Source organism: Streptomyces sp. Tu 2975 (assembly GCF_009832925.1).
Lineage (GTDB): Bacteria > Actinomycetota > Actinomycetes > Streptomycetales > Streptomycetaceae > Streptomyces.
Window position 1 is genome coordinate 4,385,907 of record NZ_CP047140.1, and the last position, 22,705, is coordinate 4,408,611.

General features: G+C 71.3%; 19 protein-coding genes, 1 pseudogene and 1 riboswitch. Of the genes and pseudogenes, 11 read left to right on the forward strand and 9 right to left on the reverse strand.

What is annotated here, in order from left to right; all coding sequences use genetic code 11:
* Positions 1-30: 30 nt before the first annotated feature.
* Entirely contained in the window at positions 31-1,233 is a 1,203-nt protein-coding gene (gene nagA / locus GLX30_RS19460) for an N-acetylglucosamine-6-phosphate deacetylase (RefSeq protein ID WP_244258222.1), read from the reverse strand.
* Positions 1,233-2,165 carry an ROK family protein gene (locus GLX30_RS19465; RefSeq protein ID WP_159690510.1) on the reverse strand — a complete coding sequence of 311 codons (933 nt, stop codon included), beginning with the start codon at positions 2,163-2,165 and terminating at the stop codon, positions 1,233-1,235. Before GLX30_RS19465 ends, nagA begins: the two co-directional genes overlap by 1 nt.
* A gap of 333 nt (positions 2,166-2,498) precedes the next feature.
* Between GLX30_RS19465 and GLX30_RS19470 the strand changes: the two genes are divergently transcribed.
* The 3 genes from GLX30_RS19470 (at position 2,499) to otsB (ending at position 4,935) form a co-directional block, all read left to right on the forward strand.
* Positions 2,499-3,725: an extracellular solute-binding protein gene (locus GLX30_RS19470; RefSeq protein ID WP_159690513.1), complete on the forward strand. Its 1,227-nt coding sequence runs from the start codon at positions 2,499-2,501 to the stop codon at positions 3,723-3,725.
* Positions 3,726-3,791: 66 nt separating this feature from the next.
* Complete coding sequence (locus GLX30_RS19475) at positions 3,792-4,070, forward strand: DUF3263 domain-containing protein (protein WP_159690515.1); 279 nt, start codon at positions 3,792-3,794, stop codon at positions 4,068-4,070.
* 10 nt (positions 4,071-4,080) lie between these two features.
* On the forward strand, positions 4,081-4,935 hold the full coding sequence (gene otsB, locus GLX30_RS19480; protein WP_159690518.1) for a trehalose-phosphatase: 855 nt from the start codon (positions 4,081-4,083) through the stop codon (positions 4,933-4,935).
* On the opposite strand, the gene GLX30_RS19485 is transcribed toward otsB, so the two are convergent.
* Genes GLX30_RS19485 through GLX30_RS19495 form a run of 3 tightly spaced genes read right to left on the reverse strand, consistent with a single transcriptional unit; the run spans position 4,932 to position 7,939 of the window.
* Positions 4,932-6,389 (reverse strand): trehalose-6-phosphate synthase, encoded by a 1,458-nt coding sequence (locus GLX30_RS19485; protein ID WP_159690520.1) that lies wholly within the window; start codon positions 6,387-6,389, stop codon positions 4,932-4,934. The two genes, otsB and GLX30_RS19485, sit on opposite strands and share 4 nt — an antisense overlap.
* A 57-nt stretch (positions 6,390-6,446) precedes the next feature.
* Positions 6,447-6,932: a hypothetical protein gene (locus GLX30_RS19490; RefSeq protein ID WP_159690523.1), complete on the reverse strand. Its 486-nt coding sequence runs from the start codon at positions 6,930-6,932 to the stop codon at positions 6,447-6,449.
* Between the two features lie 38 nt (positions 6,933-6,970).
* On the reverse strand, positions 6,971-7,939 hold the full coding sequence (locus GLX30_RS19495; RefSeq protein WP_159690526.1) for a glucosyl-3-phosphoglycerate synthase: 969 nt from the start codon (positions 7,937-7,939) through the stop codon (positions 6,971-6,973).
* 172 nt (positions 7,940-8,111) lie between these two features.
* A riboswitch (SAM riboswitch) is annotated at positions 8,112-8,239 on the forward strand.
* A 17-nt stretch (positions 8,240-8,256) separates the two neighbouring features.
* On the opposite strand from GLX30_RS19495, the gene thrC reads away from it, so the two are divergent.
* The 4 genes from thrC to groL all read left to right on the forward strand — a co-directional run bounded on the left by thrC (position 8,257) and on the right by groL (position 12,550).
* On the forward strand, positions 8,257-9,564 hold the full coding sequence (gene thrC / locus GLX30_RS19500) for a threonine synthase (RefSeq protein ID WP_159690529.1): 1,308 nt from the start codon (positions 8,257-8,259) through the stop codon (positions 9,562-9,564).
* A 49-nt stretch (positions 9,565-9,613) separates the two neighbouring features.
* Positions 9,614-9,889 (forward strand): MoaD/ThiS family protein, encoded by a 276-nt coding sequence (locus GLX30_RS19505; RefSeq protein ID WP_159690532.1) that lies wholly within the window; start codon positions 9,614-9,616, stop codon positions 9,887-9,889.
* 435 nt (positions 9,890-10,324) lie between these two features.
* Entirely contained in the window at positions 10,325-10,528 is a 204-nt protein-coding gene (locus tag GLX30_RS19510) for a cold-shock protein (protein ID WP_005315736.1), read from the forward strand.
* 399 nt (positions 10,529-10,927) lie between these two features.
* Positions 10,928-12,550 carry a chaperonin GroEL gene (gene groL, locus GLX30_RS19515; protein ID WP_159690535.1) on the forward strand — a complete coding sequence of 541 codons (1,623 nt, stop codon included), beginning with the start codon at positions 10,928-10,930 and terminating at the stop codon, positions 12,548-12,550.
* A gap of 85 nt (positions 12,551-12,635) precedes the next feature.
* On the opposite strand, the pseudogene GLX30_RS19520 reads toward groL, so the two are convergent.
* Positions 12,636-12,758 (reverse strand): annotated as a pseudogene (locus GLX30_RS19520) (Txe/YoeB family addiction module toxin); the annotation flags it as partial.
* Positions 12,759-12,833: 75 nt separating this feature from the next.
* Complete coding sequence (locus GLX30_RS19525) at positions 12,834-14,072, reverse strand: MFS transporter (RefSeq protein ID WP_159690538.1); 1,239 nt, start codon at positions 14,070-14,072, stop codon at positions 12,834-12,836.
* A gap of 428 nt (positions 14,073-14,500) precedes the next feature.
* Between GLX30_RS19525 and GLX30_RS19530 the strand changes: the two genes are divergently transcribed.
* Positions 14,501-14,764: a hypothetical protein gene (locus GLX30_RS19530; protein ID WP_159690541.1), complete on the forward strand. Its 264-nt coding sequence runs from the start codon at positions 14,501-14,503 to the stop codon at positions 14,762-14,764.
* A 356-nt stretch (positions 14,765-15,120) separates the two neighbouring features.
* Complete coding sequence (locus tag GLX30_RS19535) at positions 15,121-15,906, forward strand: hypothetical protein (protein WP_244258223.1); 786 nt, start codon at positions 15,121-15,123, stop codon at positions 15,904-15,906.
* 2,312 nt (positions 15,907-18,218) lie between these two features.
* On the opposite strand, the gene GLX30_RS19540 is transcribed toward GLX30_RS19535, so the two are convergent.
* The gene (locus GLX30_RS19540) at positions 18,219-19,667 is read right to left on the reverse strand and encodes an MFS transporter (RefSeq protein WP_159690544.1); all 1,449 of its coding nucleotides are present in this window, start codon (positions 19,665-19,667) and stop codon (positions 18,219-18,221) included.
* Entirely contained in the window at positions 19,664-20,341 is a 678-nt protein-coding gene (locus GLX30_RS19545; RefSeq protein ID WP_159690547.1) for a helix-turn-helix domain-containing protein, read from the reverse strand. Before GLX30_RS19545 ends, GLX30_RS19540 begins: the two co-directional genes overlap by 4 nt.
* A gap of 150 nt (positions 20,342-20,491) precedes the next feature.
* On the opposite strand from GLX30_RS19545, the gene GLX30_RS19550 reads away from it, so the two are divergent.
* Together GLX30_RS19550 and GLX30_RS19555 are read left to right on the forward strand one after the other, a co-directional pair.
* Positions 20,492-21,952 carry an ABC transporter permease gene (locus GLX30_RS19550; RefSeq protein WP_159690550.1) on the forward strand — a complete coding sequence of 487 codons (1,461 nt, stop codon included), beginning with the start codon at positions 20,492-20,494 and terminating at the stop codon, positions 21,950-21,952.
* A 49-nt stretch (positions 21,953-22,001) separates the two neighbouring features.
* Positions 22,002-22,694 carry an ABC transporter ATP-binding protein gene (locus GLX30_RS19555; RefSeq protein ID WP_159695129.1) on the forward strand — a complete coding sequence of 231 codons (693 nt, stop codon included), beginning with the start codon at positions 22,002-22,004 and terminating at the stop codon, positions 22,692-22,694.
* The last annotated feature ends 11 nt before the right edge of the window (positions 22,695-22,705 follow it).

The following is a 22,705-nucleotide window of genomic DNA, read 5'->3' on the forward strand; positions in this document are numbered from 1 at the left end:
CCCGACCGCCTTCCGCGAGGTGCCGCGTCATCAGCCCACTTCGGGGCGGACCACCCATTCGCCGCGGCGCATCACGCCCTTGAGGGCGAAGTCGGCGTCGAGGACCACCAGGTCCGCGTCCTTGCCCGGATCGAGCGAGCCGACCCTGTCGTACGCGCCGAGCAGCTTCGCCGGGTTGGCGGAGATCGCCGTGACGACGTCCTCCACCGGGATGCGGTCGACGGTGACGGCCCGCTTGAAGGCGGTGTCCAGGGTGAGCGTGGAGCCCGCGATCGAATGGCCCTCCACGAGCCGCGCCACACCGTCCTTGACCTCGACCTCGAGGGGGCCCAGCTGGTAGCGGCCGTCGCCGAAGCCCGCGGCGTCCATGGCGTCCGTGATGAACGCGACCCGGGCGGCGCCGGCGCTGCGGAAGGCCAGCTCCAGCGCGGCCGGATGGAGATGGGTGCCGTCGTTGATCAGCTCGACGGTGATCCGCTCGTCCTCGAGCAGCGCAGCGATCGGGCCGGGGGCCCGGTGGCCGAGGGCCGGCATCGCGTTGAACAGGTGCGTGGCGACGGTGGCGCCGGCGTCGATGGCCTCGCGGGTCTGCTCGTACGTCGCGTCGGTGTGGCCGATCGCGGCGATCACGCCGTGCTCGGCGAGCAGCCGTACGGAGTCGATGCCGCCGGGCAGTTCGGTGGCGAGGGTGACCATCTTCGCGGTGCCGCGGGCGGCGTCGATCAGCTTGCGGACCTCGGCCGGGTCGGGGTCGCGCAGCAGTTCCTCGCTGTGGGCGCCCTTGCGGCAGGGGGAGATGAACGGCCCCTCGAAGTGGATGCCCGCGAGGTCGCCCTGTTCGACCAGCTCGGACAGGAAGCCGGCCCGGTGGGCGAGGAAGTCCATGTCGCCGGTGACGGTGGAGGCGACCAGCGTGGTGGTGCCGTGCCGCCGGTGCGTCATGACGCCGTGCAGGACGTCCTCGGCGGTGCCGGAGGTGAAGGAGGCTCCGCCGCCGCCGTGGTTGTGGATGTCGACGAAGCCGGGAACCACCCAGTGGCCGGACAGGTCGTGGACGTCGGCCTCCGCGGCGGAGGCCTCCGTGACGATCTTCGTGCCCTCGACGACGACGCGTCCGTTGTCGACGGTCCCGGTCGGCAGCACCACCCGGGCGCCGGCCAGGACCGTGCTCGGCGGGTGGTGCGGGCTCCTGGCGTGGACCGTGCTCGTGGCGCGAGCGGCGCTGGCGGCCATCAGGCGGATACCTCCGTGGCGAGTAGATCCCAGGCGAGCAGCCCTGCGCCCAGGCATCCGGCGGTGTCCCCGAGGGCCGCCGGGACGATCGTGGGCAGCTTCTGGAACGTCACACGTTCCTCTACGGCCGCCCGAAGGGGTGAGAACAAGGTTTCCCCGGCCTCGGCGAGGCCGCCACCGATGATCAGCGTGCGGGGGTCCAGCAGGGTGAGTGCGGTGACGAGGCCGTCGGCGAGTGCGTCGACCGCCTCCTGCCACACCCGGGTCGCCGCCTTGTCGCCGGCCTCGACCGCCCTGGCGCAGTCGGCGGCGTCGGCAGCGGGGTCGCCGGTGGCGGCGGCCCAGGCACGGGTGACCGCGGCGGCGGAGGCCAGTGTCTCCAGACAGCCGCGCTGCCCGCATCCGCAGGCGGGGCCGCCGGGCCGTACGACGATGTGGCCGATCTCGCCTGCGCAGCCGTGGGCGCCTGCCTCGATGGTGCCGTCGATGCCTATGGCGCCCGCGATGCCGGTGCCGAGCGGGACGAACAGGAACCGGTCGGTGCCCCGGCCGGCGCCGATGCGGCCCTCCGCGAGACCGCCGGTGCGGACGTCGTGGCCGAGCGCCACCGGCACGCCGTCGAGCCTGCGGCTCAGCAGCTCCCGCAGCGGGACGTCGCGCCAGCCCAGGTTGGCGGCGTAGACGGCGATGCCCTGCTCGGCGTCGACGATGCCGGGCACGGCGACGCCTGCGGCCTCGGCGGCCTGCCCCAGGTGCTCCTGGCCGTGGGCGCGGAGATCGGCGGCGAAGCCGAGGATCGACTCCACGACGGCGTCGGGCCCGCGCTCGCGCCCGGTGGGCCGCCGTGCCTCGTGCAGGAGCGTGCCGTCCGCCCCGACCAGGGCAGCCTTCATACCGGTGCCGCCCACATCGAGGGCGATGACGTGTCTCACGGGAACAGTCTGGCGCGTGGAGCGGGTAAAGGTCTAGTCCACTCGCCGAGATTGTTGCCACGCCATACAAACCGGGTGGGGCAGGCGCGGGGCCCGCCATGCGCGCTCCCCGTGCGCCGCGTACCCCGCGCGAGGCCGTGCGGGCGTTGTGAAAGTGAGACCCCAGTGGTGTAGACCTTGTAGGCCGGATGGGGAAAGATCGCTCCTCATCTCACAGGACGTCGCGGGGGACCGACTGGGACAAACGGACTACACGTACTAGGTAGCAGAGGGTGGGGAAGAGCTGTGCAGCGGCGCTTCTTGGGTCTGACCGCGGCTGTCGCCGCACTCGGAATGACGGTTTCGCTCGCGGGCTGCGGCAGCTCCAGCGGTTCCGGGGACGGTGTCACCCTCAAGCTGGTGGCCGCCGACTACGACGTCTCCGGCGGTGAGAGCAGCAAGAAGTACTGGGCCGATCTGACGGCCGCCTTCGAGGCGGACAACCCCGGCATCAAGGTCGACGTCCAGATCGAGTCCTGGAACGACGTGGACCGCAAGGTCGCCGAGATGGTCAAGGCGGGCAAGGCACCCGACATCGCGCAGATAGGCGCCTACGCCGACTACGCCGCGGCGGACAAGCTGTACTCCGCCGACCAGATGCTCTCCATCCCCGTCCAGTCCAACTTCCTTCCCCCGCTCACCGACGCGGGCGAGATGAAGCGCACCCAGTACGGACTGCCGTTCGTCGCCTCCACCCGGCTCCTCTTCTACAACAAGGAACTCTTCGAGGACGCCGGGATCAGCGGCGCCCCGGGGACGTGGAAGGAGCTGAAGAAGGACGCGGAGCTGCTCAAGCAGAACACCGACGTCACCTACCCCTTCGCGCTGCCGCTCGGCCCCGAGGAGGCCCAGGCGGAGACGATGATGTGGCTGCTCAGCGGCGGTGGCGGCTACACCGACGAGCTCGGCAGGTACGCGATCGACTCGCAGCAGAACATCGACACCTTCGAATGGCTGAAGGAGAACCTGGTCGACGAGAAGCTCACCGGCCCGGTCGCCCCCGGCAAGCTCAACCGCAAGGACGCCTTCGCCGCGTTCACCCGGGGCGACGTCGGCATGCTCAACGGCCACCCCTCGCTGCTCCAGGCCGCGGAGAAGGCGGGCATCGACGTGGGCAAGGTCGCGCTCCCGGGCAGGAGCGGCGCCGCCGACACCACGATGGGCGTCGCCGACTGGATCATGGGCTTCAAGCAGAACGGGCACCGCGCCGAGATCGGCAAGTTCCTGGACTTCCTCTTCACGGACGAGAACGTCCTGGCGTTCGCCGGGCAGAACGATCTGCTGCCCGTGACGGTCTCCGCCCAGGAGGAGATGAGGAAGGACCCGGACCACGCGGATCTCAAGGAGTTCCTGGAGGTGCTGCCCGGCTCCGTGCTGCCGCCGGTGGGCAAGACGTCGTGGGCCTCGGCCAGCGAGAACATCAAGAAGAACATCGGTGACGCCGTGGGACCTGGCGGCAGCCCCGCCCGCACGCTGGACCGGATCTCCCAGGACGCCAGGGCGGCCGAGAGCGCGGAATGACGCCGTGCGCCGGGCGTCGTCCACAGGGCGGGCCGGGCGTCGGTGGGCACCGATATGTTGGATCGTATGACCGACGACCAGGCGCCTGAGGAGCAGGAGGCCGGCGACCGGCCCGGCGCCCAGGAGCTCTCCGAGCGGGACCGGGCCGTCCTGGCCATGGAACGCCGTTCCTGGCCGGGCCCGGGCGTCAAGGAGCGGGCCGTCAGGGAGCAGCTCGGCATCTCCCCGGTCCGCTACTACCAGCTGCTCAACGCCCTGCTCGACGACGCGCGTGCCCTCGCCCACGACCCGGTCACCGTCAACCGGCTTCGCCGTGTGAGGGACGCGAGGAGAAGTCGCCGCTAGGGTCGAAGGCATGGGCAGCTCCCCGTATGCAGAAGCCGCAGACTCCATGCCGACGCCGTCCACCGCCGCGGGCCGTGAAGGCCTCGCGGCGCTCCTCGAACGGCCCGGGCAGGCCGTGATCGCACTTGACTTCGACGGCACGCTCGCCGAGATCGTGCCCGACCCCGAACAGGCGCGCGCCCATGAGCGCGCCGTCCCCGCGCTGGCCGCGCTCGCGCCGAAGGTGGCGTCGGTCGCGGTGATCACCGGTCGCCCGGCCGGGGTGGCCGTCCGCTACGGCGGCTTCTCCGGTGTCACCGGTCTGGACCGTCTCGTCGTCCTCGGCCACTACGGCGCGGAGCGCTGGGACGCGGTCACCGGGACCGTCCGCGCTCCGGCCCCGGACCCCGGGGTCGCGGCCGTGCGGGCCGAGCTCCCCGGCTTCCTCGACGGGATCGGCGCCTGGCAGGGCACCTGGATCGAGGAGAAGGGCCGCGCGGTCGCGGTGCACACACGCCGTGCCGAGGACCCGCAGGCCGCCTTCGACGCCCTGCGTGAGCCCCTTGCCGAGCTCGCCTCCCGGCACGGCCTGATCGTGGAGCCGGGACGCATGGTCCTGGAGCTGCGCCCGCCGGGTGTCGACAAGGGCGTCGCGCTGTCCGAGTACGTGCGCGAGGTGGGCGCCGGGTCCGTGCTGTACGCGGGCGACGACCTGGGCGACCTCGCCGCCTACGGAGCCGTCGAGAAGCTGCGCTCCGACGGTGTGCCCGGCCTGCTGCTGTGCAGCGGCGACGAGGTCCCCGAACTGGCCGACCGCGCCGACCTGGTGCTGTCGGGGCCGGCGCAGCTGGCGGACTTCCTGGCCGCCCTCGCCCGGCGCGTCTAGCCGCCCTCCCGCAGCGCCTGGAGCTGGTCGAGGAACCACTGCCGCGGCGGCAGCGCGGTCGCTGCCGCCGCCAGGCGCTTGGAGCGCTCGGCCCGCTCGTCGGCGGACATCGTCAGCGCCTCGTGGAGCGCCGCCGCCGTGCCGCTGACGTCGTACGGGTTGACGGTGATCGCGTCGTCGCCGAGCTCCTCGTGGGCACCGGCCTCGCGTGAGAGGACCAGGGCGCAGCCGAGGTCGGTGACGACGGGCACCTCCTTGGCGACCAGGTTCATGCCGTCCCTGATCGGGTTGACGAGGGCCACGTCGGCCATCCGGTACGCGGCCAGCGAGCGGGCGAAGTCGTCCTTGACGTGCACGACTACCGGCGTCCAGTCGGCCGTGCCGTACCGGGCGTTGATCTCGTCGGCGAGGCGGGAGACCTCCGCCGTGTAGTGGCGGTAGACCTCGAGGTCCTGGCGTGAGGGGTAGGCGAGCGCGATGTGCACGACGCGTTCACGCCACTCGGGGTGCTCCTCCAGCAGCTCCTGGTAGGCATGCAGGCCGCGCAGGATGTTCTTGGACAGTTCCGTGCGGTCGACGCGCACGATCGTCCGGCGCCCCTCGCCGGTCTGTTCCCGCAGGGCGGCCATCCGCTCGTCGACGTCGGGGCGCCCGGCCCGCTCCCGCAGGAAGTCGCCGTCGGCGCCCAGCCCGTGGACCCCTAGCCGCGTCCGGTGGCGGCCGCGGCCGGGGATCCGGAACTCGAAGCTCGGCTCGTTGTCCTTCGGCCACAGCGACGTCCCGTCGTACGGCGCGAGGACGGCGGCGGCGCAGCTCTGGAACGCCCGCAGCCACCGCTTGGTCAGGAACCCGAGCCGGTCGGCGCCGAGCATGCCGAGCAGCAGTTCCTCCGCGATGTCGCCGGGCAGCATCGCGAAGTACTCCGGGGGCGCCCACGGGGTGTGCGAGAAGTGCCCGATCCGCAGGTCGGGACGGAGTTCGCGGAGCATTCCCGGCACCAGGGCCAGGTGGTAGTCCTGCACGAGAACCACGGCGTCGTCGGCCGCCTCCGCGGCGAGCGCCTCCGCGAAGGCCCGGTTGTAGAGCCGGTACGCCCCCCACTGGCGCCGGAACTCGCGGCCGAAGGCGGGCTCGAGGGGCGTCTGGTACAGCATGTGGTGGACGAACCACAGCACGGAGTTCGCGATGCCGTTGTACGCGTCGGCGTGGACGCCGGCGTCGATGTCGAGCATCCGTACACCGGGTTCGCCGACCCCGCGCCGGACCGCTTCGCGATCGCCGTCGCCGAGGGCCGCGCACACCCACAGCGACTGCGCGTCCGAGCCGATGGCCGACAGGCCGGAGACGAGTCCTCCACCGCCGCGGCGGGCGTCGAGCTCTCCGTCCTCGTTCAGCTCGTAGGAGACAGGGCCGCGGTTGGACGCGACGAGGATCTGGGCTGCGTCGGAGACCATGTGCCGAAATCTAGCCCGTACCGCAAAAGCTCAAACGTGCGTACGGCCCCGCGCAGGTCAGTGGTCGCGGCGGCGGCCGCGGGTGGCGGCCACGGCGACGATGCCGGCCGCCGTCAGGCTCAGCGCGACGCCGCCCAGCAGCCACAGCTGCTCCGCGGTGCCGCCGGTGCGGGCCATCTCCACGTGACGGACAGGTTCGCTGCCCGGGAGGCCCGCGGCCCCGCCGGCGGCCCCCTCCGGGCCGCGGGCGTCCGAGGCGGCGGGGGGCGTGTCCTCGCTGCGGCCGTCCGTCCGCTGCTGGGCGGCGTCCGGGGCGGTCCGGTGCGCCGGCAGCTCACCGGGGGGCGTTCCCGGAGCCGCCGGTCCGGTCGGCACCGCCACCGCGGGGACGGCCGGTCCGAAGGCCGCGGCGGCGGTGACCGCCAGCGTGCCGAGGAGCCGGGTCAGCCGTTCCGTGCGGCCGGAGGGCTTCGCCTTGCGGTGCCTGCCGCGACCGCCCGGAGATCCGGGGAACGACAGAACAAGAAATCCCATAAGTCCCATACATGGGAAATGTAGGCAAAATGACCGGTAGGTCCTGCTTATGCGGCGCGACGCGCCGCGTACTCACCGATCTCGAGCATCGGCGGGCGCTCCTCCGTGTCCACCGGGTGCGTCCGCGGCACGAACCCGTTCCCTACACGCTCGAACTGCGTGATCGACGGGCGCACCAAGTGCGGGCGGGCCAGCCTCAGTTGGGCCGTGCGATAGATCGTCGCGGCCATTCTGCCGAGCGCCTGCCCGTCCTGGTGGCGGTGCTTGCGGGTGCCGACGTCGACCTGGGCCAGCGCGTCCAGGCCCACCAGATTCAGCGAGTCGACCAGCAGACCGAGCTCCACGCCGTACCCGACGGGGAAGCGCAGCTGCTCCAGCAGCGAGCGCCGTGCCGCGTACTCGCCGCCCAGCGGCTGCACGAACCCGGCGAGCTGCGGCCAGTGCAGGTTCAGCAGCGGCCTGGCCACCAGCTCGGTCACCCGGCCGCCCTGGGCCGGTGTGCCGTCGGGCCCGGGAGCGGCACCCCCGCCCAGCGGGCGGTCGTACATTGCCTTGACGAACTGGACGTCGGGCTCGGTCAGCAGCGGGCCGACGATGCCGGAGACGAAGTCCGCGGAGAAGTCGCGCAGGTCCGCGTCGCAGAAGCAGACGATGTCACCCCCCGTCGCCATCAGGGACCGCCACAGCACCTCGCCCTTGCCCGCCACGGCGGGCAGGCCGGGCAGGATCGCGTCCCGGTGCACCACCCGGGCCCCGGCGGCCGCGGCCACCTCCGACGTGCGGTCGGTCGAGGCCGAGTCGATGACGACCAGCTCATCGACGAGCGGGGTGTTCTCCATCAGCTCCCGGCGGATGATCGTGACGATCTCTCCGACCGTCGCTTCCTCGTTCAGCGCGGGGAGCACCACGCTGACGGTTGTGCCCTGCCTGACCTTGGCGGACATCAGCCTCTCGAGGGAGCGGTCGGACGCGGACCAGGAGCGCCGGCTCAGCCAGCGGGCCACCTCATCGAGCACTTCGCGTCTCCCTTGACAGTCGATCGACAGTCGGTCGTGTGATCCATCTCGCGGGTCGGACGACTATCTCAAGCGTCCGGGGCTTCGGTTACAGTCTTGAGCAACGCGAAGGACCCTCGCATCTCGGGGGTCCCTGCACACAAACGCCCGGACCGCACGTCCGGAGCCATACCGCTCATCCAGAGGGGCAGAGGGAACGGCCCGTTGAAGCCCCGGCAACCCTCCCGCCGACCGCGAGGTCACGGTGGGGAAGGTGCCAATTCCGTCTCGTGGCGAAGTGCGTCACGAGGAAGATGAGGAGAAAGGGCCTCGCCATCATGGCTGCGCAGACCGTCGCAAGCACCAGCACCTCCGCCACCGCGTCCACCTCCGTGGACCTCGGCCCCGCCGCCGCACTTTCGTGCCGCGAGTGCGGACAGCGTTTCGAACTCGGTCCGATCTTCGCCTGTGCCGAGTGTTTCGGGCCGCTCGAAGTCGCCTACGACCTGCCGAGCGGCAGCCCCGAAGAGCTCCGGAAGCAGATCGAGGCGGGCCCGGCCAACATCTGGCGCTACGCCCCGCTGCTGCCCGTCCCGGCCGATGTGGCCGACAAGCCGAACCTGAACCCGGGCTGGACCAAGCTGGTCAAGGCCGACAACCTCGCCCGCGAACTGGGCGTCACCGGCGGCCTGTTCGTCAAGGACGACTCCGGCAACCCGACGCACTCCTTCAAGGACCGGGTCGTCGCCCAGGCCCTCGAGGCCGCCCGCGCCTTCGGCTTCACCACCCTGTCCTGCTCCTCCACGGGCAACCTCGCGGGCGCGGTCGGCGCCGCCGCCGCGCGGGCCGGCTTCCGTTCCTGCGTGTTCATCCCGCACGACCTCGAGCAGGGCAAGGTCGTCATGGCCGCGGTGTACGGCGGCGAGCTCGTCGGCATCGAGGGCAACTACGACGACGTGAACCGCTTCTGCTCCGAGCTCATCGGCGACCCGCTGGGCGAGGGCTGGGGCTTCGTCAACGTCAACCTCCGCCCGTACTACGCGGAGGGCTCCAAGACCCTGGCGTACGAGATCTGCGAGCAGCTCGGCTGGCGGCTGCCGGACCAGCTGGTCGTCCCGATCGCCTCCGGCTCCCAGCTCACGAAGATCGACAAGGGTCTTCAGGAGCTGATCAAGCTGGGGCTCGTCGAGGACAAGCCGTACAAGATCTTCGGCGCCCAGGCCGAGGGCTGCTCGCCGGTGTCGACCGCCTTCAAGGCGGGCCACGACGTCGTGCGGCCCCAGAAGCCGAACACCATCGCCAAGTCCCTCGCCATCGGCAACCCGGCCGACGGCCCGTACGTGCTGGACATCGCGCGCCGCACGGGCGGAGCCGTCGAGGACGTGAACGACGAGCAGGTCGTCGACGCGATCAAGCTGCTGGCCCGCACCGAGGGCATCTTCGCCGAGACGGCCGGTGGCGTGACGGTGGGCGTGACGAAGAAGCTGATCGAGGCGGGCCTGCTCGACCCGGCGCTCACCACCGTCGTGCTCAACACCGGCGACGGTCTCAAGACCCTCGACGCCGTCGCGGAGACCTCGCAGGCGACCGCCGTCATCCGCCCGAGCCTGGACGCGTTCCGCGACGCGGGCCTGGCCGCCCACTGAGAACCTTGCTCCGCACTGCCACGCCGTACTCCGCCGAGAGGTGACGAACATGAGCGTCAACGTCCGCATCCCCACCATCCTCCGTACGTACACGGACGGCCGGGCCGAGGTCCCGGCGGAGGGCGCGACCCTCGCCGAGGTCATCGCGGACCTGGAGAAGAACCACACGGGCATCGCCGCCCGCGTCCTGGACGACCAGGGCAAGCTGCGCCGGTTCGTCAACGTGTACGTGAACGACGACGACGTCCGTTTCGAGCAGGGCCTGGAGACGGCCACGCCGGACGGCGCGGGCGTGTCGATCATCCCCGCGGTCGCCGGCGGCTGACGCTATCGGGGGAGCGGACGCCAAGCTTTCCCCAGGGATTTACCCGCAGTTACTGAAATTGCCCCCTCCGCCAGAGAAGCGGAGGGGGCAATTCTGCATGGTTGAGCGCGGTAGAGTTTGGGAAGCCCCCTTCGCCGGCCGCTCGAGAATGCCTTCAAGTTCCGCAAGAATGCGGCCGAACCATGCGATCGAATTGCCACTTAGGCGTTATTTGCCGGGCCCGACTTGCCCCGGAATTCCATGAGTTGACACGGATCGGTCGTTCGGTCCTGCCCAGATTTCTCGTCCGATTGACCTGTTGCAGAGGGCAGTTGGGCAGATACATTCAGCCGCGGTCGACGCGTTCCGGCGCACACCCCTCCTGCTGGGGTGGAGGTCTGACCCGGGTCCGCGAAGTGCGGTCCTGCGCAAGGGCCAGTAATAGGGGAGTTAGGCATGGCTCAGGGCACCGTCAAGTGGTTCAACGCGGAGAAGGGGTACGGCTTCATCGCGGTCGACGGTGGTGCGGATGTTTTCGTCCACTACAGCGCGATCCAGATGGACGGATACCGCACCCTTGAAGAAGGTCAGCGAGTCGAATTCGAGATCTCGCAGGGCCAGAAGGGTCCGCAGGCGGACATGGTCAAGCTCGCCGTCTGATCCAACTGATCGAGGCGCGATCGGCCACCGACGCACTCACGCATGAGGGGCTCGCCTCCCGGCCACCGGGAAGCGGGCCCTCACGCGTGTCCGGACACCGCCGCAGCCGCCGTGCCTCCCTCGAAGGCGTTCGCGCCCACCCTCCCCCAGGGCTTCGCCCGGGAGGCACCCCCACGACCGCCACCCTCGAGGAGCCTTCGTCGAAGGCGCTTGCACTCTCGGGGTCGAGTGCTAATCATTGGCGTTAGCACTCTCCCAGTGAGAGTGACAGAACTTGGATCGGACCGGTGAGGTCCGCGGGCCGGGTGGGGCAAGGAACCACAAGGCAAGCAGGCCGTCCGTCGCGGGCACCGGATGCGATCCGAAGCAATCCACCCCAGTCCGGGAGGACCACTTCACATGGCCAAGATCATCGCGTTCGACGAGGAGGCACGGCGCGGTCTCGAGCGCGGGATGAACCAGCTCGCCGACGCCGTCAAGGTCACCCTTGGCCCCAAGGGTCGCAACGTCGTCCTCGAGAAGAAGTGGGGCGCCCCCACGATCACCAACGATGGTGTTTCCATCGCCAAGGAGATCGAGCTCGAGGACCCGTACGAGAAGATCGGCGCAGAGCTGGTCAAGGAAGTCGCCAAGAAGACGGACGACGTCGCCGGTGACGGTACGACCACCGCGACCGTCCTCGCCCAGGCGCTCGTCCGTGAGGGCCTGCGCAACGTGGCCGCCGGCGCCAACCCGATGGCCCTGAAGCGCGGCATCGAGAAGGCCGTCGAGGCCGTCTCCGGTGCCCTGCTCGAGCAGGCCAAGGACGTGGAGACCAAGGAGCAGATCGCCTCCACCGCCTCCATCTCCGCCGCTGACGTCCAGATCGGTGAGCTCATCGCCGAGGCCATGGACAAGGTCGGCAAGGAAGGCGTCATCACCGTCGAGGAGTCCCAGACCTTCGGTCTGGAGCTCGAGCTCACCGAGGGTATGCGCTTCGACAAGGGCTACATCTCGGCGTACTTCGCCACCGACATGGAGCGTATGGAGGCGTCCCTGGACGACCCGTACATCCTGATCGTCAACTCCAAGGTCGGCAACGTGAAGGACCTCCTTCCGCTGCTGGAGAAGGTCATGCAGTCCGGCAAGCCGCTGCTGATCATCGCCGAGGACGTCGAGGGTGAGGCCCTGTCGACCCTGGTCGTCAACAAGATCCGCGGCACCTTCAAGTCCGTCGCCGTCAAGGCCCCGGGCTTCGGCGACCGCCGCAAGGCCATGCTGAACGACATCGCCATCCTCACGGGCGGCACGGTCATCTCCGAGGAGGTCGGCCTCAAGCTCGAGAACGCCGGCCTGGACCTGCTGGGCCGCGCCCGCAAGGTCGTCATCACCAAGGACGAGACCACGATCGTCGACGGTGCCGGTGACAGCGACCAGGTCCAGGGTCGTGTCAACCAGATCCGTGCCGAGATCGAGAACAGCGACTCGGACTACGACCGCGAGAAGCTCCAGGAGCGCCTCGCGAAGCTGGCCGGCGGCGTGGCCGTCATCAAGGCCGGCGCCGCGACCGAGGTCGAGCTCAAGGAGCGCAAGCACCGCATCGAGGACGCCGTTCGCAACGCGAAGGCGGCCGTCGAGGAGGGCATCGTCGCCGGTGGTGGCGTGGCCCTGCTCCAGGCCTCCTCGGTCTTCGAGAAGCTCGAGCTCCAGGGCGACGAGGCGACCGGCGCCAACGCCGTGAAGCTTGCGCTGGAGGCCCCGCTCAAGCAGATCGCCGTCAACGGTGGTCTCGAGGGCGGCGTCATCGTCGAGAAGGTGCGCAACCTGCCCGTCGGCCACGGCCTGAACGCCGCGACCGGTGAGTACGTCGACATGATCGCCGAAGGCATCATCGACCCCGCGAAGGTGACCCGCTCTGCTCTGCAGAACGCGGCCTCCATCGCGGCGCTGTTCCTGACCACCGAGGCCGTCATCGCCGACAAGCCGGAGAAGGCCTCCGCGGCCGCTCCGGGCGGCATGCCGGGCGGTGACATGGACTTCTGATCCGCTCGCGGATCGGCAGACCGGTTTCACACCGAGGGCGGCACCCCTGCACAGGGGTGCCGCCCTCGGGCGTTCCTGGTGAGCTTCAGCGCTCGTAGTGGTACCGGCAGGCGGCGACACGGATCTCGTCGTCGACGACCTTGTACACGAGGCGATGCTCGTCGGTGATGCGGCGGAACCAGTAACCCTGAAATCCGTGTTTCAGCGGGCCTCCAGGGTGTACGGGATCATGTACGTACAGGAAACCGGACGTGGCGCGGTGGTCGGTGGCAAGGCAGGTGTCCTAACCCCCCTCCTGCACGGCGGGCGCCGGGGTCGGCGTCGCCCGCCGCGGCCGGCCCATCGCGGCGGCCACCAGCAGGTACGGCACGGCGAGCAGCGCGAAGACCGTGCCGTGGGAGGCGTACGGCGACAGCGCCGCGTACGTGCCGTAGGCCAGCAGCGAGGTGATGTTGGTGCCGAGGCCCGTCAGCGAGGTGATGGTCGCTCGGCTCCTGCCGGTGATCGCGGCCTGGAGGCGTGCGTCGGCCAGCACGTCCGCGAGCTGGAAGACGAGGAACGCGACGGCGAGCAGGGCGAATCCGGCGGGCGTCCCCGACAGCGCGCCCGCCGCGAGCGCCACGGCCGCGGCCGCGACCAGTGCCCCGGCCGCCCGGATCGACAGCCGTTCGCCGGCCGTCACCAGCAGGGAGCCGAGCGTGACCCCCACCCAGACCACCAGCACCAGCAGGGGGACGGTCTCGGTGGCGACGCCCGTGGCGGCGGCGAGCAGCGGTACGTACTCGTCCAGCACACCCCAGATCGACGTGATCACCACGGCGAGGACCATCGCCCGCCGGACGGGGCGGCTGCCGCGCACCTCGGCCAGCCCGGAGCGCAACGTCGCGAGGTAGCCCGGCCGTTCGGTGGTGTCGTGGTGGGCGGCGGCGCGGTGCTCGGGGAGCGTCGCGCCGGCTGCGGCGCACAGCAGACAGGCGCCGATGCTTCCGACCCACACCAGCGCGTCGCCGCCGAAGGCGAGCGCGGGCGCGGCAGCGGCCGTGGCCGCGGCCGTCGCGGCCATGCCGAACGCGGCGGCCCTGCCCATGATCCGGCCGTAGCGGTCGGCCGCGCCGAGCCGTTCGAGTTCGTCGTGCACGAGGGCTTCCATGGAGCCGGAGCGCAGGGAGCCGCCGACGGCCCAGAGCGTGAAGCCGGCGGCATAGGCCGCGTAGGAGGGGGCCAGCGCCCACAGCGCGAATCCGGCGGCGGTCAGCAGGGGGCCCGCGACCAGCGTGACGCGGCGGGACACCGCGTCGGCCCAGACACCGGACGGCACTTCGACCAGCAGGCCGACGACGCACCAGATGGCGAACAGGGAGGAGATCTCGGCGGTGGTCAGGCCGTGTTCGGCGAAGAGCAGGGCGTAGAGGGGGTAGAGGAGGACGAAGTCCTCGAGCCCCGCGTAGGTGTAGAGCCTTCGCTCGAGGCGGCGGACATCGCGGACACGAGGGTCCGGCGGGCATGACGAAACGGTGAGCATGCGTGTGGTCCTTCTGCGGAACGGACGGGGGACGCCGGGTGCTCACCCGCGCGGCGGCCCGCGACAGCCCGTTCCAGGACCCGCTGCGGTGGATCAATGTCGTCGTCGGCTCATGCGGCCCAGTTTACGCCGGGGGCGGTTGTCGAGCGGGATGTTTCCGGCGGCGGCGCGAGGGCCTCCGGACCCCCGGCCGCCGCGTGCGCCGGTGACCGGCGGCCCGGCCGGGCGCCGTTGTCCGTGCGCCGGTCGTGCTTCGCGTGCGCCGCTGCCGGACGGGTGAACGCGGCGGTAGGAGGCGCGTGATGCGGTTTCACCCGCACCAAGAACGCCAAGATCAACTTGCTCCGGAAGGCCAGGGCCGCACCCGGACACGCGGGGTGAGGAGATCGCGGTACCCGGCGGTTACGCGGCGCGGAGGTGTGGTGCTCATGAAACCAGTCGTGCGGTCGGCGGACAGGTCGCCGTTCCCGGAAGGGTCGCGGGCGGCGGACCGGTTGCGGATCGCGGAGGAGGCGGTGGCCCGGCTCAGGGACGGGCCGGCGGGGGTGTCGGTGACGCTGCCGTCGCTGGGAGTGGATGTGGTGTCCCTGGCGAGCGAGGCGCCGTACCCGCTCGTCGAGCTGGGCCGCTGCAACCTGGACACCGCACTGCGGCTCGCGGCCGCGCTCCGGGGGCCGGGCACCGACGAGTGACGCAGAGGCCCGGCGGTCGCCCGCCCGCCGTGGTCCCGGCCCGCCATGTGCCGGACCGTGCACGACAGTTCGCTCTCCTGGAATGATCGGCGGACCACTCCACGAAGGGCGAAGGCGTGACATTCGGGGGACAGGATCCGTACCGGCGGACGGGGCGGCCGCAGCCGGGCGTACCGCCGCATCCAGGCGTGCCGCCGCAGCCCGGGCCGTATCCGGGACCGGGCCCGTACCCGGGGCAGCCGCCCCACCCGGGGCCGTACCCGTACCCTCCCTACGGTCCGCCCCCGTCGCTGTGGCAGCAGTTCGGTCAGGACGAATGGCCGCCGCTGAGCGAGGTGTTGCGGCATGTGCGCCGGATGCCCGGCTGCCTCTGGGCGATCGGCCTGCTCTGTGTGTGGCCCGCGCTGATGGTGCTTCTGGGCTACCCGCTGGCCAGGTCCGCCCGCCGCCAGGCGAGGCGGCGTTTCCCCGCGCACAGCTACCGGCGCTACCAGGACCCCGAGGTCTGGCGCGTGCAGAAGACCAGGGCCTGGGTCGCGTTGGCCGCGTCCTTCCTGATCCTCGCGTCCTACGGGACGGAGGCGGACTGGGCGGAGGTGCAGGACCAGTATCTGTTCCGGCTGGTCGTCACGCCGTGGCTGCTGCTCCTCACCGCTCCCGTGGTGATCCTCGTCCTCTTCCGGCTCGCGCCGCCGCACGCGCGGCCCGGCATGCGGGCACGGCTGCGGCCCGCGGTCCGCTCGGTGCTCTGGTACTTCGGCGCCTTCACGGCCGTACCGCTGCTCTTCGCGGGCGTGATGCTCCTCAGCCGGAGCTACGGGAGCAGCCGTCTCAGCCCGCTGATCACGCTCGCGCTGCTGCTGCCGGTGCTGTGGGTGCTGTTCTTCGTCGTCTTCGCGTCCACGACGGCGCTGCGCACCGCCTTCAACACGGCCGACGCGCACGCGGCTCTGCCTGCCCTGCTCACCGGCGTCCTGGTGTGGGAACTCGCGGCGATCAACCTGGCCATGGCCGGAGCCCCGCCGGGGCCGCCGGCCGTCCAGTTCTGCGCGGTCCTCGGCGGCCCGGCTTCGGTGACGGCGGTGGCGTGGTGGGAGATCGCCCGCCTGCGCACCAGGTACGGGGTGACGCTGCGCGGCTGAGGCGGCCGACGCCTCGGCGCGTGCCGTCGCACGGTCGCAGGTTCTCGTCACCGGACAGGGGGAAGGTCCTCTCGCGACGGACCGGCCACGGCTCGCCGTGCGCGGACGAAAACAGGGGGAGCGACATGTCATCGACCAGAGGACGCACCGGGCCGCGGGCTCTGGCCGCGTCCGTGCTGATGCTCGGGTTGTTACTGGGCACCGGCGGCGGCTCCGCGGAGGCGTCCGCCGGGGCGCAGGCGCAATCGCCGGGCCACACACAGAAGCTCACGGCCGACGGGGGGAAGAAGGACCGCAAGCCCGCTCCGTCCGGGAGATCACTGACACGGATCGACGGCGACTGGTACCGCGACCCCATCGGTCACCGGTCGTACGTGTACCGGCAGGCGGTGTGGGGCCACCGGTCGCAGCTCGAGGGCGGCAGCAACCCGCAACGGATCGACGGGGCGCGGAACGTCGCGATCGGGTTCGTGGACATCACCGGGCTCGCAGACGTGGACACCCGGGGCATGGAGGTGGTGGAGACCGCCGCGCTGAAGCACGACGACCCGGCGCTGTACGAGCAGTTACGCATGGACGAACGCCCCGGGATCGAGAGGTTCGTCGTCGTCCCGCACGCCAACGAGGCCTCGGCGGGCATGCAAGGCAACCACTCCGAAATGCGCATCCTCGTCTGGGACCTCGCTCTGCTGAGCCAGGAGGTGCGTAAACCGGTGGCCCAGGAACGGCTTTTCGTGATGTACAGCGACCGGTCGCCGTGCAAGCCGCAGTGCGCCGGCAGGATCCCGGCCGGCACCGATGTCATCTACGCCGTCGTGGACGGCAACGGCTCGGTCGACGAGCTGAACGGGCTGATCGACAGTGCCAGGGTGAGTGCCCGCGCCGAGGGGGCCACTGTGGCTCGGGAGGTGGCGGCGCAGAAGCAGTGGGTCAAGGAGCGTAGAGCGGCAGAGAGTCAGCGCCTGGAGCAGGCCAGGAAGGAGAACCAGTTCTTCCGCAACCCCCGCGCCGCCAAGCCGTGCGGGGGTGCTCAGGCCCTCGGCCTCCGCTACCGGCTGACGACCGTCGCGCTGACCGCTCCGCGCAACGCCCCGCCGGCGGCCGACCCGTGCGGAGAGAACGACACCGCGAACGACACCGCGGGCGGCCTGACCCGAGCGCTGACGCAGCCCGTGCCCGAGGCACCCGGCGGGATCGACTTCTCGTCCCTGCAACTGCGCTATCTCTCCGACCCCGGCGACGGCAGTGGTCTGCAGTACTCCTTCCAGGCACCTCTCTCCGCCGACGGCGGCAGTTCTCCGGGGGCGGGCCTCGACGCCGCGGAGGGCAGCTCGGACGCCTTCTTCGTCTGGCTCTCCCTCGATCCGTCGGCCTTCTGGGTCAACCTCAATCCCGACGAGCCGGACCGCATCGTCGACGACCGGCTCGGACGTACGGACGCCGGACGCGTCCTGCTAGAGGCCGATCTGCAGATGAAGAAGACGATCGGCAAGCTCATCCATCCCCACTCCGCACGAGGCCGGACGTTCTGGGACGGCGTCCAGGGCAGCTGCATGTCCTACCGGACGTGGATCCTGCCTGCACCCGCGTCGGTCCGCCAGGACGGCGACAAGCTCTACATCCTCGACGCGCCCCTCGACGTCAAGATGGAGACGCAGTACCTGAAGCAGCGGGGCGAGTCCGCCACCGGTACATGTCCCCAGCAGAGCAAGGCCACCGAGGACCACAACGAGCAGCACTTCCGCAGCCTGATCCTTCCCGAGCTCAAGAAGGCCATCAACACCGCGCCCGAGTACGCCGGACTACGCCGCGTCTACCTCGCCCGGGTCGCCGCCGAGTGGTACCGCGACCTGAGCCGCAGCAAGGAGACCACCTACGGCGACCTCATCGACACGGGCGACATCGACAACTGGCGGAGCGACGGCCGCTGGAAGCCCACGGACACCTTCGACCGGTTCGTCGACTCGTACACCAAGGGGGAGTTCAAGGTCACCGACAGGACCACCGAAGGCGGGACCACTTATGTACGCAGCTATGTCTACGGCGGTGTCGACTTCACGAGAATCCCCGTCACGCAGGTCTCGGGCGACCGTTTCACCGCGGGCCACGCGAACCTTCCCGAGAAGGTCGACCGCTCGCTGAGCGCGCCGTCCGCCGACGGCCACGGAGCGATCTGGCTCGGCGCGCCCACACCGCGCCAGGCGGCCGGCCGAGAACCGCAGGCCCCCGCACCGCGTCAGGCGGCCGACAGCGATCCGCAGGAAGGGCCCCTGAGCGTCGGCGCGTCGGTCCTGCGTCTGCTGCCCGTGGGACTAGCGGCAGCCGCATTGCTGCTCTGGTGGAGACGACGCCGGCTGAATGCCGCCGCTGTGGCGAGCCCTCGGCGCGGCGACGCGGCTCCCGCAGCACGGGACGGGTCCCGACCCGGACGCGGTCAGGACGACTTCTTCTGAGCGGAGGACGGGCGACAGATGCGAGGCGGTCGAGGGCTTCGCCCGGCGGATCCACAGCAGTGCGCCGAGCAGCAGAGCGGTCGCGCCCACCAGCCACGGCAGCGGGCCGACCGGCAGGGAGCCGGCCACGAGGCCGGTCAGCGCGGCGACCGACTGGAGCGCCAACGACTTCACGGACAGGGCGGTGGCGCGGACCGTGCTGTCCACGCGACGGTGCAGCAGGTCGTTCTCGTTCGGACCCGCCGCGCCGAGACCCAGGTAGACGAGGGCGTATCCGAGGGCGGCCAGGGCGAGCGGTGCCGGGCCGTCGTCCCAGGCGGCCGTCACGCCGAGCAGCGCGAGTCCGGTCGTGCTCACACCGAGGGCGGCGAGCACCGCGTGCTCGCTGCTCCCCGTCAGCCGCGCGGTCAGAGGTGCGCAGTGGCTGCCGACCGCGGTGCACAGGAAGCCGGCGCAGGCGAGTGCGGCGTACAGGACAGCGCCGGACTCGGGGGCGCCCGTGAGCCGGGCGGCCCGGCCGGGGGTGAGGAGCTCGACGGCGGCGAGCGCCGCGCCGGCGGCGGCCGCGGTCAGCAGGACCCGGCGGACGAGCGACTCCGTGGCGCCGAGCCGAAGCCCGCCCAGCATCGTCGCCGGGACGCCGCGGAGCACGCCGCGCAGGGTGGCCGGCGGACGGGGCGGCTCCGGCAGGGCGGTGAGCACGTACGCGACGAAACCGACGCCGACGGCCGCGCCGAGGAGGCCGGGTACCGACAGCGGCAGCACGAGCCCGCCGGTGGCGCCGGCCAGCCGGGCGCCCGGGTCGGGGCCGAGGCCCAGCAGAAGCGGCAGCGCCCCGCCGAGGAGCGTTCCGGCGGCGAGCGCGGCTGCCGAGGCGGTGTTGCCGCGTGCCAGGCCCGTGCGCAGTTCGGCGCCCGCGCCGGAGTGGGCCTGGACGGTGTCCACGTACCAGGCCTCCGCGGGGCCGCTGGACAGGGCGCGGCCGGAGCCCATCAGGAACATGGCGACGGCCAGCGCCCACACGGTGGTTCCGAGCGCCATCACGGTCAGGGCGCACAGGTTGAGCAGACCTGCCGCGGCGAGGACGGGCCGGCGGCCGAGGACGTCGGACAGGCCGCCGGTGGGCAGTTCCATGACGGACACGGTGAGGGAGTGGACGGCGAAGAGTCCGGCGACGACGGCGAGGCTCATGCCGCGTTCCGTCAGGAGCAGTACCTGGGACGGTATGTAGAGGCCGACGGGGAGCCAGAAGAGGAACGTGACGGTGACGAAGCGGCGGCGGGCGGCGCGGGGGTCCAGCGGCTTCACGAGCCGTCCTCCCCGGCCGGCTTCTTCACCGTGCCGGCCTCGGCGCTGCCTGCCTTCGCGTTCGGCTCCGTGCCACGCGCGTCGGCCTCCGGGGCGAGTGCCAGCCCGCCCGTGAAGAGCACGACCTGCTCGGTGCGCGGATCGCCCTCGTCACGGGCGGCGAGCTCGCTCACGGTCCGTTCGAACGTGGTCCACAGCTCGGTGAGCGACTCCGGTGTGAGGCGGGCCACCAGGTCGGTGAAGCCGGACGGCTCCAGCCACACCGCGTCGAGCCTGCCGGTGTCGAGGTCCTCCTGGTGCCGGGCCAGGGACCGCTCCAGATGGTCGAGTTGGGCGCGGCGCGCCACATCGACGAACGCCCGCGCCTCCTGCGAGCCGGCCATCGCGGCGTTGCTCCAGTTGGTGACGTCGTGGACGGACTTCCAGCGCCGTTCCCGGCCGTCGCGGTGCTCTGCCTCCGTGATGAACGCGTACTTGGCCAGCACCCGCAGGTGGTAGCTGGTCGACGCGGACGACTCGCCCGTGCTGACGGCGAGTTCGCTCGCGGTGGCCGGTCCCTCCATGCGCAGCAGGCCCAGCAGCCGGATCCGCAGCGGGTGCGTGAGTGCTTTGAGGGCGGCGGCGTCCTGGCGGGGATCGAGTACGCGGCGGCGGTGTTCCTGGTCATCGGTCACCGGGCGAGCGTAGGGCGGACCCGGTAGTCAGCAAAATAGTTTTTGCAGAATTTCTTTGGGAATCTCGGTCCGTCCGGCGCCGGCGGAACACTCATGCTGCTCTCATGCGGGCCTTAACTGCCCATCACGCCGCGTCCATACCGTCACGCCATGTTCTTCACCTACCTCCGGCGTGAGCTCCGCCGCCGCAGAAGAGCGGCGCTCGTCGTCGCCTCGGGGCTCGCCCTCGGGATCGCGCTGGTCATCGTCGTCAACTCCGTGTCGTCCGGGATGAACCGCGCCCAGGACAAGGTTCTGGAATCGCTGTACGGGCTCGGCACCGACATGACCGTCACCAAGGCCGCGGAGCCGCCAGGCGAGGGCGAGACCGTGCGGCGGCCCCGCTTCCGGTTCGACGCCAAGGACGAGGGTGACGAGGCAGAGCAGAGCAGCGACATCGTGATGGTCCAGGGGTTCGAGACCCTCGCGGCCTCGACCGTCGCCGAGGTCGAGCGGCAGGACGGCGTCGCGGGCGCGGTCGGCGGACTGAGTGTCAACGTCATGAAGGTCGACGGGGAGTTCAAGCGCGGGGCGGTGCAGCAGAAGCCCGGCCAGGGCGGGCCGGGCGCCGGTGGCGGCGCCGTACGCGGCGGCGGGGCCGACTTCGACGTCGACTCGTACACGGCGTACGGAACGGACGTCACCCACCAGGAGCTCGGGCCCCTGACCTCCTCGGCGATCACCTCCGGGCGGACCTTCGAGGAGAACGAGACCGACGCGCGGGTCGCCGTCATCGACAGCGCCTACGCCAAGGAGAAGAACCTCGGCCCGGGCAAGGAACTCACCGTCTCCGGCACCGACTTCGAGATCATCGGCATCGCGACGGCGGACAGCGGCGAGGCCGCTGCCGACGTCTATCTGCCGCTGGCCCAGGCGCAGAAGCTCGCCGACGCCAAGGACAAGGTGACCACGGTCTACGTCCGGGCGACCGATTCGCAGAAGATCGACGGCGTCAAGGAGACCATCCAGAAGAACATCTCCGGTACGACCGTGACCACCTCCGCCGACCTCGCGGAGACGGTTTCCGGGTCGCTGTCCACGGCGTCCGACCTGGCGTCGGGCGTCGGCAAGTGGCTCTCCGTCCTGGTGCTGGCCGCGGCGTTCCTCGTCGCCGGACTGCTCACCTCGTCGGCGGTCAGCCGGCGCGTGCGGGAGTTCGGCACGCTCAAGGCGCTCGGCTGGCGCAGCGGCCGGGTGACGCGGCAGGTCGCCGGCGAGGCCCTCGTCAACGGACTCGTCGGCGGTGCGCTCGGGATCGCCCTCGGGCTCGCCGGCGCGTGGCTGATCACCACCTTCGGTCCGACGCTCACCGCTCAGCTAGGCGGCGGCGCCGGGGCGGGCCCGGCGGGCGGTGGCGGCGGTCTCCGGGTCGCCGGTCCCGGCGGTGGTGGCGGGCCCCTGCGGGACTCGGCCACCCGCGCCCTCGACATCGCGCTCACCGCGCCCGTGTCGCTCGCCACGATCGGCCTCGCCGTGACCCTCGCCGTCGCCGGCGGCCTCGTCGCGGGCGGCTTCGGCGGCTGGCGGGCATCCCGGCTGCGGCCCGCCGACGCGCTGCGGCGCGTCGAGTGACCCGGCCAGGACCGGGCCCCTTCTCTTCCACGTACAACAGGAGTTGATGATGTACCAGCTCAGTGGCGTCACCAAGCGCTACCGGCGGGGCAAGGACAGCGTGAACGCCCTCGACGGCGTCGACCTGACCATCGAGGACGGCGGCCGGCTCGTCATCCAGGGCCCCACGGGAGGCGGCAAGTCCACACTGCTGCAGATGCTCGGCGGCCTCGACCGGCCGAGCGAGGGCAGCGTGGCCCTCGACGGGACGGACCTGGCGACCCTGCCGGAGGCGAGGCTGACACGGGTGCGGGCGGAGAAGATCGGGTTCGTCTTCCAGAGCTTCAACCTGATCCCCACGCTGACCGCGCAGGAGAACGTCGAGACGGCGCTCGTGCCGCTGCCGGGTCTCAAGGCGCGCGAACGCAGGGAACGCGCCGGGGAGGCGCTGGCCTCCGTCGGGCTCGGCGAGCGGCTGCGGCACCTGCCCGGCGAACTGTCCGGCGGGCAGCAGCAGCGGGTCGCGATCGCGCGTGCGCTGGTGAAGCGGCCGGCGGTACTGCTCGCGGACGAGCCCACGGGAAACCTGGACGAGTCGATGCGCGACGAGATCATGGAGGTGCTGGAGGCGTTGTGGGAGGAGCACGCCTTCACGTTCGTGATGGTCACCCACGACTCGGCGCTGGCGCGCCGGACGCGGCGGATCGCGACGATCCGCAAGGGGCGGGTGACGGTGAGGGAACGAGCGGTCGACGCGGTGTAGCGCGGGGCGGG